We start from the raw sequence: 17152 nt of genomic DNA, 5'->3' as shown, positions 1-17152 counted from the left end.
ATACAATAAAGCAATAAATAAAGTAGAATAACACAAAGTATTACTTTAAAAATCATTTTCATAATTGGTTTCTCAATGATTTTCAGTAAAATGAAAAAAGTGATAACTACTAAAATGCTATCTTTAAAAAAATCGGTAATGGTATAAGTTAAAAAACGAAAAAACGTAGTTAAGTCCATTTTGAAAATTCTCCCTTTTCAGCCTTTAATGATAATTATAATCGAAATATTGGTGAATTTGTTAACAATCCTTGTTCAATTAATCTGCCATTTTGTTGAATAAGGGAATGAATAAAGACCACAAATTGTGGTCTTTACTTTTTCTTATAAAACTAATGCATCAGTTAGTTCAATAAGATTCAGTATTTTGTTTATTTAATTTTACGATGATTGAAGTTAATTCCGATAAATCATCAATTGTAAAATCTGCTTCGATATTGTTCCATTGAAAATCTTTTTTCCAAATTCCTTTAATTCCTACATTTTGAGCAGCTTTCACATCATTTTCTGGATGGTCGCCTACAAATATGCTTTCATTAGGTGAAACATTAAGTTGTTCCAAGGCTCTCTTAAATATTTTGGGATCAGGTTTTTTTATTCCTTCCAATTCAGATACTAAAATAGTACCAAAATACCTTTCAATTCCTAAAGCCTTTATATTATCCTTCTGAAATTGACCTTTTCCATTTGTAATCATTCCTAAAATAAGGTTGTTACTTTTCAATTCATCTAACATACTAAGAATATTTGGAAATGGAATGCAATTATTCTTAAATTGGCTTATGTAATCTTGCAGTAAGTCCTCCCAAGTTATCCCAGTTATATCAAGTTCACCAGTTAATTGTTGATACACTTTATCTTTCCAAACATTTCCGCGATCGTCGAGTTCTATAAATCTTGTAATGTATTTCTCTTTTGGTATATGTCTTACCCATTTATTCAATCGCTCATATTGGTTGTCAATAAACTTATTTACCGATTCATCTCGATTTAATAAAGTTCCATCTAAATCAAATATTACAGCCTTAATCATCCTGTTACCACTCCCAAAAAAGCTCAGTTTTAACTTTATTTCTATTTTGTTAATCCAAATTCCTTGTTCAACTAAACTGCCATTTTGTTGAATAAAAATAGACCGCCGAAGCAGTCGATCATAGTTCAACTAACGCATCAGTTAGCTTAATAATGTTTTACTTTCTTGCTTCTTAGTACTCTTATTGCTAATTGTTGGAAGATAATCATAATTGCACCTAAATTTAAAATAAAAAAAGATCTCTCATTACGTTCAGCATAAAAATATATAATTATGATACCAATAATTAAAATTGTTAAACTAGATATTAATACTTTTATTTCTTGTGGGTTCTTCAAGTTCACCTTCCTAATGCCTAACTCTTTATTTTTTGATTTAGAAAAAAACTTCCGAGTAGCTAAAAGAATAAAAAATATGAAGCTAAAAATTATTAATTGAGTAAAAATATACATCACTCTTTTTCTCCTTTTTTGTTAAAAATAGACTCTGATAATAAAACATTACCAGAACCTAACATTACTTTCTTAAGCAAAACATCCCGATTATTATTAAAGATTTCTTATTAAACTATCCTGTCATTATGTTGAATAAGATAATGAAAAAAGACCACAATTTTGTGATCTTTACTTTTTCTTGTTCAACTAATGCATGTATTAGTTCAACAATATTTTTTCTTTAAAATACTTAACGATCCTTCATCAATTCCTGTTATATTTGAGATAGCATTTAATTGAATGCCTTCTTTAATTGCTTTTCTAGCTATCTTTATGTCTTGTTTAATCTCTAAAATTTCGCTTTTGAAATTAACAAAATCTAAATATTCATCTGCTAATTCACCGTTCAAAAAAAATTCAGTGTCGTAAATACCAATATGTTTATTTAAATAAAAAATATTAACAGAGTAAAAAATATAAGCCTATTCCATTCCAAAACGTAGTTTTAGATTTATTTGGCTTTCTTCAACAGTAATAAATTCATCATATAATTTACCGTAAAATGTATCCAAATAATCACTTCTGTCTTCTACACGCCACTTATTAAAATATTCCCAGAAGCCTTCAATCGTTTGATTTTTTGCATTATGATTAATTGCCCATTCAAGCAATGTTTTAGCGTTCATTTAATCACCTACTAATTAGAATTAACTCATTAACTTCAACTAATGCATCAGTTTAATTAGGTTTACTTATATGATTATCTATATAATATAAAGGTATATAAATACACGCTTAATGGAATTAACATTAAATGAGCCATAAATATCATCCAAGTATATCTATTATTCTTTTCGAACGAAAAAATTCGAAAAATGAAATTTAAAATAACTGAGCCTAAAATACTTATTAATAAAAAGTAACCAATATAAATCATATTTAAAGTTGAAATAGGCGTTGAAGGGTCATCACCAGCAAATCCAACCAATAGATATAAAGGTTGACTTATAGGAAAAACAACCAAAAAAGAAAGTATGTAAAATATATTACTTAGTTTTAATTTCATATAAATAAACTTCTCCTCATTATTAAATAAAGCTTTCGACTTATTATAACAGTTTTAAAATATTATTAATTTTTCTTATTCAACTATACTGCCATTTACTTAAATAAAAAAACTGCAATTTAGCAGCTTGTGATCTTCAACTATTGCATGCGCTAGTTGAGCAAGGAATTTAAATTAAAGGCGGACTTTATGGACCAGTACCAACTGAAGTCACTTTGTAACCTTCTTTAAATTTTTTTACATAAAAAAGTGGGGATGTATCTCGAACTGGATTATTACGGTCAAACCATGTTACACCATAAAGATGTCCATATTCGGGGTCATCATGCTCATCGTCTTCGATAATGGCAAAAAAGCTTTGGTAGGTATATCCTTTTTTATAAATATATTGACGGATAGCTGATTTTGCTGTGTTATTATCATGAATAACTGGTGCTAAGACAGGCAGTAAAACAATAGCTAGTCCAATAATTATACACAAAAATAAAATGATTTTTTTAACATTTCTATTTTGCATCTTATTACCACCTTTCCTATAAAATTTATGCTATTTTTTTTGTAAAAAGAACGTACCTAATTCAACTAACCTGCCATTTATTGCATTAAAAAAACCGACTAAACAGCCGATCTTTTTGTTCAACTAAAGCTTGCTTTAGTTGCATACGATTTATTGTTTAATAACCCTTTTATTTATCTTACCAACCCTCGATATCGGCGATTTCGGTATCTAAGTACTCCGCAAAGAAAAGGGACCCTTTCCGATACACAATGAAATCTGTAATCTTCAAGTCATTCAGATTCAGCGATGCTACCGGATGATTAATGCGATACGCCTTCGCGTTGTGGATATGTAAATACGGTTGAAAACCTTTGTTCTCTCTTGCTTGTGACGAAATCTTCGACGTCAGCGCACTATTTGGGTGAAGTGTAAAAAACAACCTTGTTCGAATCGCAAGGGAAGGAGTTGAATGTAACTTGATGTAGAGTATGCGGCATGCAGATAATGCAATTAAGGCAAATAATGCAACCAACAGCCATTTTTTGCGGGTCAATTGGAACCCTCCTTCTTTTTGGTATAATGATACCTATAGAAAATTATACTTTTATGACATGCATTTGTATCTTGGACGAATTTCTCATTTTTCACAGAAATTAATTTTTCTTATTCAACTGATATGAACGAAACTGTCAAACCATCAAATCAAAAAGGGCCTGCTTTCCCTCTAGCAGTGATTCGACTGTATTTTAAATTAAGACGGTGCTGGGCTTTTCAGGCAATTCTTTGTGCTTCAAGTGGTTGACCAATTTGTCTCTTTTTTCATTCTCCTTTTAGGGATGGACAATGTCGATAGGACCAAGAAACTTCCACTAAAGCACGTCGGATATGAGAATTTCCAACTTTGGTAATGGAACCTTACCAACGGTTTGATCCACTTGAATACTCTTTCGGAACAAGTCCTGCATAAGACATTAGTTGCCTTGGAATAAATTTTTGACTATCCTTCATAATATAAACGGTTCCTTTTTGTTTGTAGCTCTAAATTTGGAATGGGTAGGCTTTAGTTAACTCCCATTATTGCCAAGTGCAACCTACGCTAAGCAAAAAGAGCCGTTTCGCTCATTATGACTAAACTGCCATTTTGTTGAATTAGAATCTGACTCCGTTAGTATATGAACTCTAACTATTTACGACAAAAAACCAGAAAAACCTTCTAAAAGGTTTTCTGGTTTCCCACTTTCTACTAATTTTGCACTCCATTTAATTCTCCATAACCGCTCTATTTCGCTACCTTCTCATGCTCCTGTTTGAAAAAGCTCTTCATAGAATGAAACACATCTGACTTTTGCTTTAAAATCTAATAGTGAAATTTCTAGTCATTTATATTTTTATACACGGACTTTAGCGTACTGTGTCGATTGTATTGGTTTACTTGTACAGGATATACCCGTTTATGGTTAAATTCATGTTTAAAAATCACCGAAAACAGCCACTACAATTTTCTAGAATAATTAATATAAAAAAGTTACCACAGTATGTAGATAGTAGGCAAATAGAAGGGGCTCTGCCAACCTGACAAATCCTTTAGCATTTTGTAAATATTTCTTTATTAAACTATATGCATTTACTCTAATTCTACATTTTTTTGCTTTGCTGATTAACGGAATTAGTATACTACAAACTATATTTTAAATATTAAGTATTTAACAATTTACAAAACTTTAAATATAATTTGAAAAAGCCTTTTCTAGTATTGAGAACAGACTTACGTTGTGAAACAAAGTCCTAAATATATATTGTTTCAGAGCTTACTATTATTTTAATCCTAATTGACTCTTAATTGATTTTATAGTATTTCCTTTATAATTTTTAACTGGTTTTGGTGGTGCTGCAACCCAAGGATTTTGCATTAAGTAATTCTTTTCAACGAAAGCAAAGTCTTTCGCGTCAACTGTTCCATCGAAGTTGATATCTGCACTACGTTTATTTGTTCCCCAATATGTCTGAATTGCTAATGCATCATTTACATCGATTACATCGTCTTTATTTACATCTCCAGCAGTTGCACTTTCTACACCTACTGTAAACAATTGCCCATATACTTCATCATCTAAACCAAAGTAACCGTTTATTCTTGAATTTCGGACTGTAAAATGACCTGGTATATCTTGGATTAATGTATAATCATCTTTTGATGGATCAAGTCCTGTAATATCAAATTCCCCAATTTTTGCGATAACATTTGTTTTTACTTCTTTTCCTTTACTATCAATTACTATTAAAGTTGGCGAAATCTTTGAGTAATCTCTTGAATAATCATATTGGCCATTTGCATCTAATAATCCTTGTGCTTGAACATATCCTTTTAATTCAGTTTGATTATTTAAAATCCTGATTGGCGAAACGTTTGAAAAAACATTAGTTGATACATTATTACTATCTGTAAATTGTGATGTGAATCCATACGAACTAAACGTTTGAGCCATAGATGGAGCTAGTGATTTTGGAACTTGAATTGTTAAGTCTACCATAGGGATATCTCCATTAACTCCAGTAGTTCCATTAAAGTTTACAGTCATATCTGATGAAGTCGTGCTTCCTGAAGTTGTTTGTTTAACGTCTAACGTACCTCCAAGCTTTTGTGCTTCAGGATTTAAAGATATATTTGTAATTCTTGTACCAATTGCATCTGAGAACTTATAGTTTGCTTTCATTAGTTTACTTACATTATTTGCATTTAATGTCATTGTAAACGTTTCACCTGGTTTTACAAACACGTTATTCAATTTTGTCGGTTTATTTGCCTCAACAGAAACATATGGAGTTTGTTCATTTACAAAGTAATATTGCTTTTGAAGATAGCCATTTGTTGCCTCGTCCATCCCTTCAAATTTAACACTTAAAACTTGCTGCTTAGGCAACATCGCAATTTCGTCAGATATTTTACCATCTTTATCTAGCGTCGCCTTACCATTTGGTAGTAAAGAGTTATATGAATAATAAATTTCATTTTGTGTTTGATCAGCAGTCATACCAGCTGCTCGTTTTACTTCAACATTATCATCAGTAATCTGAGCTGTTACACCTAATGTAACCTGACCATCTTTATATTCGACAATTTGTTTACCTGGTACTTCCCCTTCAACATGCATATTCCATTTAGGTTTTGTACCATCGACAAATAAATCTTGACTGATCGTATACTGCTTTCCATTATCATCTGTACCAATCATTTTTAATACATATTGCCCCGCTTTTGGTAGGACAACATGTTCCCTTTTTGTATCAATTGGATTATTCGGATCATCTGTAAACGGGTAGTAATATCCAAAATAAACGAAAGCAGTAATATCTATTCCTTCATTAAATGCTACTCCATCAAACGAATTAACAATCCCAAGATCTTTACCAGTTTTTGCATCTGAAATAACAACGTCAATTGATCTCATATGTGATCTTAAGGCGATATTAGCTACATTTGTTCGATTCCAATTTTGACTGCTCTGAATAAGGGACTCAGGTACTGATTGTTTATACAATTTAAAGTAATCAAATCCTTGCTCAACATAATGTACGCCAAAAGGAATTCGATATGTTTCAGAAGGATTATCTTTGTTTGTATACACTACATATCCTTCGTAAATTCCTTTTTCAGCCGTTTTAGGAATATTTAATGTAATAGCTGTTTTCTTTTGACTAATTCCTTTTAATGTAACAGACGGTGAAGTTTGAACTGTTACACCATTTGCTGTTGCATCCTTTGAACCACGTAAGTTTGATTGGAAATTAACTTTTACAACAAATGTTTTTGACTTTTCTCCTCTATTCATCAAAGTGATTGTGCGGTTATCTGTATAGTCATTTCCATCAAATGATACATTTCCGAAGCTAAGTGCCCCTGTTTCTTCATTAATTTGTTTTTCTCTTCCATTTATAATCATTGGTGTTTTTTCTTGCACTTTAATTTCAATCGTTGAATGGATTGCATTATATGGATCAATTCGTCCTGCACCTTGTTCAAACACGCTGTATGGCTTACTTAAAGAATCGGCAGTATTCATTAAAATCGCTTTAATATCTTCTGGTTGTAAATTATGATTCGCTTGTTTTAATAATGCTGCAACACCTGTTGTAAATGGAGTAGCCATTGATGTACCTGACAAACGCTGATATGCATTTTTATAATCTGTTGGATTATTTGGATTATTAATAAAGCCTGGTACTGTTGATAATACGCTCACACCTGGAGCTGTAATTTCTGGTTTAATATCATATGTTAATCTTGCAGGCCCTCTTGAACTGAAGTCAGCTAACGTATCGCCCTGTGTTTTCGCTTCATCAATATCAGTAAATGTAAAGTTAACAGATCCTGATTGTAGCTTTTGCTTCAATGCAAGACCATCTGCGTTAGATAACGAGAACGTTGGAATGAAATTTACACCATCACCTAAAAAGGTTGGAATTTGACCTTCAGTTGGATTGTCATTATACATAAGAACTGCTACAGCGCCTTGTGATTTAGCAACTACAATTTTAGAATCTAATGTATATGTTCCACGACTCATTAGAACAATTTTGCCTTTTACATCTTTACCAGAATATGCTTCTCCTAGATTTACATCTACAACAGAATTCGTTATACCTTTTAATTTTGAAACATCATCCCCTGCGCCTTTTGCCATCAAAAGTAAAGATGCGGTTGTATTGTCGATCGCACCTTTTCCTCCAAGTGTCGTAATTGGAACACTGCTTGCGCCTACTGTTAACGCTAAAGCTGCCGTTCCTGGTGATCCTAACGTATACATGTTATTTCCTGCGTTTCCAGCAGCAACTACTGCCGTAACACCATTTAGGACCGCATTATTAATCGCTATACTTTCAGGAAGTAGTGGGTCATTATAATTTGCACCTAGTGAAAGGTTCATAACGTCCACTCCATCTTCAACTGCTTGATCAATACCCGCAATGATATTATCAGTTGTACCGCTACCACCTGGTCCTAATACACGATATACATAAAGATCAGCATCTGGTGCAATACCAGTTGTTGCATCTTCACTTTCATTTTTTCCTTGCCCTACAATCGTACCTGATACGTGAGTTCCATGTTCTGTTACGTAATTTGCTGCGCCTGTATCTCCATAAGGTTTACCTGCTTTTACATAATCAGCATAAGTAGTTTCCATCGGGTCATTATCATTATCTACGAAATCGTATCCACCTTTAAAGGCAGCTTTAATGTCTGGATGGTTATAATCAACACCTGTATCAATAACAGCTACTTTTACTCCTTTACCTGTATAGCCTTCTTGATGTAATTTATCAATTTGTAAGTAAGAACGCTCATCTGCCATTCCTTTACCTGTTGAATTTGTAGATGAATCTTTCGCTTCAACTGGAAGCTCCGATTTAACTGTTACATCACTATAAATTGCTTGTACAGCTGTCGATTTCATTAAATCATTTAGTTTATTTGCAGGGACTTCTAATGCTGCCCCGTTAAATGCATGTTTATATTCACGTTTTATTTTAAATGAGCCATCAGATTTTGTTTTAAATAAAGTACTTATGTCAGATTTAAATTTAGTATGATCTGCATTGGCATTGCTTGCTGCTTCTGAATTTGATAAAGCTTGTCCTTTTAAAGCAGCTTCTAATACAGCAATTTTCTGTGGTTTTTGTTTAAATGAAACAATTACTGAAACAGTTTCAGGACTATTTAGATTTACATTTGAATCAAGAAAAAGCCCCGATTGATCAGTCGTTGAAATCTTTTGTAAAGCTTCTCTTTGTTGTGGAGTTAATTTAGCTAAAATTGTTTCTGCATTTGAGACAGCATCGGCTTTTGTTACATTTGAAACATGACTTAAAGAACTTAAAATAAAACTAGTAGATAACGCAGCTACTGTAAGGCTTTTTGCAAATTTACTTTTACTCGTTCTCTTTAACATACCCTTCCCCCATTTATAGTAAGATTCTCAAAATGAAGTTATTAATAGTAGAGGAACTTTGAATCTAAAACTCTAGCTTTTATATTCGAAAAGTCCATCAACTTAATAATCGCTTCCTATTACTAATTGTTGTGAATATTCCAAAAATTGTCAACCGGGTTATATTTAGTGGATTACTTCAATGTTTATACTTTCCTCATACATATTTCGACAAAATTAGATATGAAAAATACCCGAATTATAGCCCCTTAAAAAAGGGGCTATAATTCGGGTATTTTTATGTCCTCTATATTCAAAAACACTAGTGTATTTGGAGACCTATACTCGATTGTTTCCCTCCTCACTTTACTGGAATTTCCAACGTCAAATGATGTTCTTAACACAGGAGAAGACCTACTTTCTGAGAAGATCAAATTGTATTGTAATAGCCTTTCAAAATCTTGGGCAAGAACAAAAGCAAAAGATTTAATAGCTGCTGCAACAATAAATCCATTTCAAACAAACTTATATCAAAGTCTCGTCATAACGATGGAAATGCACATTAAGTTGGTCCTTCAATACAAAGAGCATCTATCGAAATTAAAGCTTGAAATAGATGCACTTGTGAAAGAAATTGAAGAATATAAGATTATCCAAACGATTCCCGGTATAGGAGAAAAAATCGCTGCAACGATTATTTCAGAAATCGGAGAAATCGATCGGTTTAATCATCCTAAAAAACTTGTAGCATTCGCTGGAGTTGATCCAAGCGTCTTTGAGTCTGGTAGATTTACAGCAACGAAAAAACGCATTACAAAACGAGGTTCTAGTAGACTAAGGCATGCCTTGTTTATGGCTGTTAAATGTGCCATTCGAGATAGTCGTAAAATGAAAACGACCAATGAAATCATCCCAAGAAATAAGAGATTAGGTGAGTTTTACGACAAAAAACGTAGTGAAGGAAAACCTTATAAAGTATCCGTTATAGCTTGTGTAAATAAGCTTTTACACTGGATTTATACCCTATTAAAAACCAATACGAATTTCCAAGATATAGCTTAAATGTAAAAATAAAGAAAGAAATACAAAACCTTCCAAATCATAACAGATGGAAGGTTATTTGGCATGTCTATTTTTAGTATAACATGTGTTTTATAAGCTTTTTATTGAAAAATATTACAACTATTAGCTGGTTTAGCTGCATAAGCAGTTCATTTTAATTCAATCGAAAATTAGATTTTTTCCATAATATTCACCATAATTCTTTGTTCAATTATCACGCTTTATCGTTGAATAAGAAAACCGACATGATTCGCTAACGGAGCAAAAAAAAAAGAGACGGAACGGTTCGTTCGTCTCTTTTTTTCTGCTTAGTTTTCACAAGCGTACTTGTCGTTATCACGGTCTAGCTTCTTTTGGTACGCTTGGTGTGTACTTGTTACACCTTTTGGGTATTTCTTACGTAGATCGGTACAATTTGCGAAATACTCAAGTAATGAGCTACTTAGTACATATCCTTTTTTTGTTCCATATTGTACGTATGCATACTCACGTTTTGGTCCGTACCCTTTTGAAAGCACTTTGACGTTTTTGCCACTTGCTACCGTCACTACTTTTGAAGCAGTTGCACTTGCAGCCGTGCGAAGTGTCACCGTTGAGCGTGTTCTCATTGTAAAGTTGACCGTAACTGCTTTTGGTGTAAATGTTGATTTGATGCCTTTTGATTTATTGCCTAGTGTATCCACGCTTTGGAACTTGAATGTGTATGGTTTACCAACGACTGTTGTGCCGTTGTATGTGAAGCTTTTTTTCCCTTTTACCACTTTGACCGTTTTACCGTTTGGTAATGTCACAAGTGTGTAACTGTAGTCGTATTCGTTTGCTGGTGTGAAATTAACCGTGATCACACCATTCACATCTTTATACGTTACGTTTTTTGCCTCGATTGGTGCGCGTTTTGCGTCATCCCAATTTAACACGACCGCTTTTGCTTTGTTTCCGTTCGCATCTTCTGCAACAAGTGAAGCCGTTTGAACAGTTGTGAAGTTTGCTGGTGTGTACGTGTAACTTTTTTCCCCGTCTTCAAGTGTCACAACTTTTTTGTTCGGTAAGGTCAGCACCATGTCATAAAAATCTTCATCCGTTGGGTTTACCCAGCTGTAAACGATGTTGTTGCCAACACGTTTTGCGGCAAACTTTGTTGGTTGTTTTGGTGGCGTTGAGTCGTTATCCGTTGTGAACTCAAGGTAGGTACCGTGTTCTTCGTCTTGCTCGTTTCCACTTTCATCGTATGTATAGAAGTATAGCGTGTAGTTCGTGTTTCGTTTTAATCTGTCTAAGTAGAACCAGTTGTCTTCTTTGTCGACATCTTCGATCCATTTACCGTCTTGGTCGTATACTGCGATTCCTTTGTAATCCGGATCATCTGGTCCAACAAATTCGATATAAATCGCATCGTTGTATACCCAGTATGTTAAATCTTTTACATCACCTGGTGGTGTTGTGTCAGCTTCCTCTGACGTTGCTGTTGCCACTATGTTAACCGGAGTGGTTATTTCAGCGTGAACAGTCGTGCTGAATGTTGATAGCGCGATAATGCCTGCTAAGAATGGTTTCGTCCATTTCATATTGTTTTCCCCTCTCTCTTTTTCAATCAACGTCAACTGTACCATAAAATGAAGACGTTTTCGATGAAAACTTTTTATCTCTTTTTGACACGCAACCAGTCCTATCTACTGTTTTTTTTGTTTGTTTTGGGAGAATGCGGTCATAGGCTAAAAGATGTTTGCTAGTTCTTGATCCATTAAGTACTGCTCCGTTTTTTTACAAATGATATTTGTATTTTTAATATATTACAAATAGTAATTGTTGCATGTTCCGGATTAAGTTTTATGTTCTCAAAAGAGAATGAATTGCAGCTTGGACGAATAAATATTAAAAGGAAAGTTTGAAGGATCATATAGCACACAGCAATCTTTCTTGTTCGCTTACAGGTTTGAGTGTCAAAAAAAGGAGGAGATATGTTTGTCACCTAAAATCAACCTTGGGAAGTTTCCAGATGTTGTTATACAACCAGGTCAAATACCAATTCCTGGTGGTTCTCCAGATTTCAAAAAACTTCAAGAAGAAGTGTTGCAAACTACTTTTAAAAAGTATTGGGACAAAATTAAAGGTTCACCAGGTACTGCTATCTCAGGGCTTGAAGAGGTTAAGCCAGGCTTAGGGTTTTGCATTCATTATCAAAATGGAAGCATTTATTACAAACAAGGTGTAATGGCATATGTAAAGGGTGCTATTCTTGCTCGATATAAAGAACTTGGTGGACCTACATCCTGGCTTGGTTTCCCAATCCAGGATGAAGCACCCTTTGACGATGGGCGTGTAAGTTTGTTCGAACATGGAAATATCTATTGGTGGTCAGATCTTGGGGCCATCGATTTAAAAGAAGTTGCGGTATCTTATACCGGATTTCATTGTTTTGGTGAAACGGACGAGGATCAACTCTCAGACTCTGATGAACCATATGTAGTGTTTGGCGTTATCACACCAACAGAAACACAGCCTCCAAAGAGAACACCTATTTATGATGATGTCGATGCAGGAGAAAGTCGTGCCGATAATGCAATTGAAATCTACCGCGGAAAACCATTTGGTATTTCAATTAGTGTGGTTGTTATGGAGTATGATGAAGGTGATCCCGATAAATACAAAGCTGAGCTTACAGAATTAGTAAGTAAACTTTCTGCACAATTGGCTACTGCAGCGTGCGCTGCAAACCCTACTATAGGATGCGCTGGAGGCGCACTTTTAGTTGCTCTTTCGCCTGCGATCACAGAGGCAATTAATAGTTTGTTAGATTTGGGCGATGATAAAATTGGTGTAGATGTAGTTAATTTAAGTCCTAAAGATTTAATTCGTTTAGCTACTCGAACACCACTTAAGTTTCAACTTGGCGTTCCATGTAAACTTGAGACGGGATTAATTTCCGGACTCGGTGCTTCCTATAAAGTCTGCTTAACCGTAGATGCAAAGTAGCTAAAACGAAAGAATGAAAAACTATATAGATTATATAAATGCCTAAAGGATTATCATCTATTAAGGTAATTGAGTATAAAAAGAGCCTATCCATTGCGGTAGGCTTTTTCTGTTGAACTATACAACTAAAGCATGCGTTAGTTGCATAAGATTTTGAAATTATAATAGTTTCCAATTAATATCTTTTACATCATTTCTGTTTTATTTTAATAAATATCGGATGAAATCCTTGATAATTATAGGATAAAGAATAAGTAAATAAAATAACATCAAAAAGTAATTTGATTTAATAATTTCTTTAAAAGTCATTTTATTCCTGAATCCATTTAAAAATGTTTTAACAAAATAAGTAATTGTAAATAACAACAAGATAACATCTATCAATTTCGACCAAAGCATAATAACACCTCCGTTAATAGAACAAATCGTATTAGTTAAATTATACCTAACCTTACAGCTTTAGTAATTTGTGGGATTTTTATCTTTTAAATAAAAAAATCGACTAAACAGCCGATAATTTTGTACAAATAAAGCATCAGTTTTTTGAAGAAGGTCATTATTTATTTTTAAGTCGGGACATTTTTCCAATCCGCTCTATAATCAATTCTTGTATCAATATTAACTTCAATACATTCTAATTCAGAATTTGATAATAACGCATCTATCAATTCTCTAGTACCACCTATTAATGAGAAATCAAGGTCATAATCAGTACACAAACACCAACTCTGATCTTCTGCCCACCAATAGGTAGGTGAACCGTGTAAACCATTTAGATCGTATAAATTTAAAACGTCTTCTAATTTACCACTAAATAGTAGATCATCTCCGTACCAGTCCTCTGTTTTTAAAAAATAATAATGAAAGTAACATTTTTGTTTCAAAGTCATTGGTTTTAAGATTTTTACTAATTCTTCTACTAAATTAATTTCCATATTTCCTTCATCAGGAGATATTATATATCTTGGTAAACTCCCATATATTTTGCTAAAAGTGTTTGTACTTATTTCTTTTGTAGATTGAACATTATACTTTTTTACCAAATCTTTATAGAACAATCTTTCACCTATTCTAATTTTTTGATCAACTCCAAATCGACGTTCACTCCATAATAAATGTTCATCTTTAATCTTTTGATCACGATATACTGGATGAAGGATCTTACAATAATGACTGAAGTTTTTCGGGAGACATTGAGATACAAAATTTCATTTCCATTGAGGAGAATCACTTTCCAGTTCATCAATATTTAGCTTTATCCAATCAAAAAATTCAAGAGATTCTTTATTCAATTTATCATCCCACTTCTTTCAACTTAAGCATTGCGTTAGTAGAAGAAGATATCAATTTCTTAATTCATTAATTACCGATAACGCCTTAATGTTTATTGGATCATTCTTCAGTATTGAATTTGCAATTTCAATGGCTTCTTCGTTACTTAATAATCTTTCTGGGAGTGTATTAAAATAAAGGAGACATTCTTTGTAACTATTATCATTAGGTGATAGTTCTGCTGCTTTTTTCGCATGATGAAATGATGTTTGATATGCTCCCTCCAAGTAGTTTAAAGCCATACTCAAAATAAATGAAATCATATAATGATTTTCGGATGTTTCTTCCTCTAGGAGTTGAAAGTTTGCAAAACCATACGGTGCAATACTTTCTTCTTCGTATGCTATTAAAAAAAGCGCTTCTAATAAAGATTCTCCATCCATATTTGAAGACAATTCTCTCGCTCTGTTAAAATCACCACTAAGTATTGCATCCTTAAACATTTTATTTACGCTCCTTGAGTAAAAATATATATGAAAATTGCACAACTAAAGCATGCGTTAGTTGCATAAGGAAGAGGTTTTTAAAATAGCCTGTATCAATGATTACTTGGCATCTATAATACGAGCTTTATTTTTCAATAACTAAATTTCCTTATATATATTTAACTAGTGAGTGCCTTCGTTTTCAGCTTTTTTAATTTCGTGCTGTTTTGTTCTGTTGATTGCTTAACTGCTTCGACCTATTAAAAAAGCAACGGAAAAGTAATGTTAGTTTAAATAATTTTGGGCTGCGCTCGTGAGAGGGAACTATAGCTAATTTGTGATACTCTTAAAAGTCCCACCTCTCTAATGCCTGGTTATATAAATCAAATAATTTTTCATTTTTATTATCAGTAATAATAAAACCACTTAAAAAATAGTCCTTAATCTCCGTCAATCGTTTTCGCATTTCTCTTTCCGGTGGTGCTGGCGCAGCCGTTTTTTTGTATTAAAAGAGCAAGTCAATACAAAAATATTATTTTATTATAATAATTTCTTAACACGTTGTACTGAAATGTTAAGTACAAACTAGTTTGATTTTGTTGTATATTAATTTTGTAACATAACTTCTTACTTTATTAGGTCTTTATATAAAATTTTATTCAAAAGGGAGAATATCAAATTGTCAAAATTAAAACCATGTAAAACTTGTAACAAGGAAGTAGCAAAATCAGCAAAGAAATGTCCTCATTGTGGAGCTAGATTAAAATTAGGGTTCTTTAGAAAGGCTGTTATCGGTCTTGTTGGTATTTTTGTGATTGGAATGATTATTAGTCTTGCTAGTGGTGGTGACAATACAAAAACTTCAACTACTGCTAAGACTGAGCAAAAATCAAATAAACCGTTATCAAATACAGGTGTATCTTCTGACGTAACAATCAAAGTTAATGGTATTGAATCAAAGAATAGAATTGGTGGTGCTTATACGAAAGAAATTGCTCAAGGTGTATTTAAAGTAGTAAGTTTATCAATTACAAACGGCCAAAAAGATGCGATCACACTTGATGCAAATAGCTTTAAGTTAATTGATGACAAAGGACGCGAATTCACTTACTCAACTAGCGGACAAACAGCATTAGAAATTGCAGATAACTCATTATCAGATTTCTTCTTGAAACAATTGAATCCAGGTTTAACTCAAAATGGAAAAATCGTTTTCGATCTACCGAAAGATGCTAAAGGTTTAAAATTGCAAGCTCGCGGCGGTTTTACTGGTGATGATATCTTATTAAAAGCTGAATAATATGCAAAATAGGGCCTTTCACCGGGCCTTTTTTTAAGAAATAATATAGAGAGGGAAAGCCCTGTTATTTGTTTAACAGAAAATGATGATCGCTACTTTTTGAATGGTTCTAGTACTTGCTACAATATATACTCTAATGGCGGCAATGGTTCAATCTCTAGTGGCTCTAATACTTGCTGTAGCATATCCCCTATTGGTGATAATGGTTCAAATATTAATTCGTTCCATTCAAGCATAAAAATTCACTTCATTTTTAGAATACCCTATTAGGTATTTGGGAATCACGCGCGCATGCGCTTACTTTGGAAAACTGGGAAAGGTCCTTTTTTTTCATTGGTTAAAGTAAAATGTCTATATTTAAAATGTAAAAAAAGGACTGTCAAGTTTAGACAAGACAGTCCTTTTACGTAATGTTCTTATAGAACTAACGCATGCGTTAGTTGCATAAGGTTTCCTTAATTTATAATATAATTTCACTTCAACGAAAAAATAAATCACTATAAATATATACACTTAATGGAATTAAAATTAAATGAGCAATAAATATACTCCATGTAAATTTATTATTTTTATCAAACGAAGCAAACCGAAATATAAAATTCAAAACAATTGAACCAAAAATGGTTATGAACGCAAGGAAACCAAAAAACATGAGATCAATAGCATGTCCAGACTCTAAACTATCAGTCATAAAACCAATAATTAAGTAAACTGGTAGACTTAAAGGAAAAACAACTAGACAAGAAAATAAATAAAATATATAACTTAATTTAAACTTCATTTTAATAAACTTCCTATCATTTCTTAATTTAAAAGTATAGTTAATGATACCATTTCATTGTGACCATATTTATTTTTATATAAAAAATAATGCAAATACTTAAATAGGAGCCGATCATCATCGACTAATTAATTTGTTCAACTAACGCATGCGTTAGTTCAATAAGATTATTCATCAAAAATACCAATATTAATTAGAATTCCATCATTATCTAGCCTTTTGTGGTTGTGTGGAACTTGGCTTAATTTCTTGTATTTTTCATTCCAAATTACATCTATGAAACTATATGATTCTTTAAGAAATCGATCAGTAGAAATG

Annotated in this window: 13 protein-coding genes and 3 pseudogenes; 3 read left to right on the top strand and 13 right to left on the bottom strand. The window is 32.7% G+C overall.

All coding sequences use genetic code 11. The annotated features are described in order from the left end of the window. Nucleotides 1-348: 348 nt before the first annotated feature. From ACFCYN_RS22665 to ACFCYN_RS22625, 9 genes and pseudogenes are all read right to left on the bottom strand, one after another. Nucleotides 349-1032, bottom strand: coding sequence for an HAD family hydrolase (locus ACFCYN_RS22665; RefSeq protein WP_375951953.1), 684 nt, complete (start codon nt 1030-1032; stop codon nt 349-351). A gap of 146 nt (nt 1033-1178) precedes the next feature. Next, entirely contained in the window at nt 1179-1370 is a 192-nt protein-coding gene (locus ACFCYN_RS22660; protein WP_375951951.1) for a hypothetical protein, read from the bottom strand. Between the two features lie 320 nt (nt 1371-1690). Next, on the bottom strand, nt 1691-1876 hold the full coding sequence (locus ACFCYN_RS22655) for a hypothetical protein (protein WP_375951949.1): 186 nt from the start codon (nt 1874-1876) through the stop codon (nt 1691-1693). Nucleotides 1877-1948: 72 nt separating this feature from the next. Further along, on the bottom strand, nt 1949-2152 hold the full coding sequence (locus ACFCYN_RS22650) for a hypothetical protein (RefSeq protein WP_375951947.1): 204 nt from the start codon (nt 2150-2152) through the stop codon (nt 1949-1951). Between the two features lie 567 nt (nt 2153-2719). After that, entirely contained in the window at nt 2720-3049 is a 330-nt protein-coding gene (locus ACFCYN_RS22645) for a hypothetical protein (protein ID WP_375951946.1), read from the bottom strand. A 178-nt stretch (nt 3050-3227) separates the two neighbouring features. Beyond that, complete coding sequence (locus tag ACFCYN_RS22640) at nt 3228-3584, bottom strand: hypothetical protein (protein ID WP_375951944.1); 357 nt, start codon at nt 3582-3584, stop codon at nt 3228-3230. Between the two features lie 293 nt (nt 3585-3877). Next, nucleotides 3878-4015: pseudogene (locus tag ACFCYN_RS22635) on the bottom strand (transposase); the annotation flags it as partial. 295 nt (nt 4016-4310) lie between these two features. Beyond that, nucleotides 4311-4466: pseudogene (locus tag ACFCYN_RS22630) on the bottom strand (sporulation protein YhbH); the annotation flags it as partial. Nucleotides 4467-4845: 379 nt separating this feature from the next. Further along, nucleotides 4846-8982, bottom strand: a complete 4137-nt coding sequence (locus ACFCYN_RS22625; RefSeq protein ID WP_375951943.1) for a S8 family serine peptidase — start codon at nt 8980-8982, stop codon at nt 4846-4848. A gap of 306 nt (nt 8983-9288) precedes the next feature. Between ACFCYN_RS22625 and ACFCYN_RS22620 the strand changes: the two are divergent. Then, nucleotides 9289-10023, top strand: a pseudogene (locus ACFCYN_RS22620) (IS110 family RNA-guided transposase); the annotation flags it as partial. 308 nt (nt 10024-10331) lie between these two features. On the opposite strand, the gene ACFCYN_RS22615 reads toward ACFCYN_RS22620, so the two are convergent. Beyond that, nucleotides 10332-11588 carry an excalibur calcium-binding domain-containing protein gene (locus ACFCYN_RS22615; protein WP_375951941.1) on the bottom strand — a complete coding sequence of 419 codons (1257 nt, stop codon included), beginning with the start codon at nt 11586-11588 and terminating at the stop codon, nt 10332-10334. 397 nt (nt 11589-11985) lie between these two features. Here ACFCYN_RS22615 and ACFCYN_RS22610 point away from each other — a divergent pair, with 397 nt between their 5' ends. Next, nucleotides 11986-12996: an LGFP repeat-containing protein gene (locus tag ACFCYN_RS22610; protein ID WP_172444344.1), complete on the top strand. Its 1011-nt coding sequence runs from the start codon at nt 11986-11988 to the stop codon at nt 12994-12996. A gap of 566 nt (nt 12997-13562) precedes the next feature. On the opposite strand, the gene ACFCYN_RS22605 is transcribed toward ACFCYN_RS22610, so the two are convergent. Together ACFCYN_RS22605 and ACFCYN_RS22600 are read right to left on the bottom strand one after the other, a co-directional pair. Then, nucleotides 13563-14054: a hypothetical protein gene (locus ACFCYN_RS22605; RefSeq protein WP_375951939.1), complete on the bottom strand. Its 492-nt coding sequence runs from the start codon at nt 14052-14054 to the stop codon at nt 13563-13565. A 285-nt stretch (nt 14055-14339) separates the two neighbouring features. Beyond that, complete coding sequence (locus ACFCYN_RS22600; protein WP_375951937.1) at nt 14340-14771, bottom strand: hypothetical protein; 432 nt, start codon at nt 14769-14771, stop codon at nt 14340-14342. An 802-nt stretch (nt 14772-15573) separates the two neighbouring features. Here ACFCYN_RS22600 and ACFCYN_RS22595 point away from each other — a divergent pair. Continuing rightward, nucleotides 15574-16053 (top strand): DUF4352 domain-containing protein, encoded by a 480-nt coding sequence (locus ACFCYN_RS22595; protein ID WP_375951955.1) that lies wholly within the window; start codon nt 15574-15576, stop codon nt 16051-16053. Between the two features lie 478 nt (nt 16054-16531). Here the strand turns inward: ACFCYN_RS22595 and ACFCYN_RS22590 are convergent, their stop codons facing one another. Next, nucleotides 16532-16834, bottom strand: coding sequence for a hypothetical protein (locus ACFCYN_RS22590; protein ID WP_172444334.1), 303 nt, complete (start codon nt 16832-16834; stop codon nt 16532-16534). Between the last annotated feature and the right edge of the window lie 318 nt (nt 16835-17152).

The organism is Gottfriedia sp. NPDC056225 (genome assembly GCF_042267765.1).
GTDB lineage: Bacteria > Bacillota > Bacilli > Bacillales > Bacillaceae_G > Gottfriedia.
Note: the sequence above shows the minus strand (reverse complement) of the source record. Positions and strands in the feature narration are given on the sequence as shown.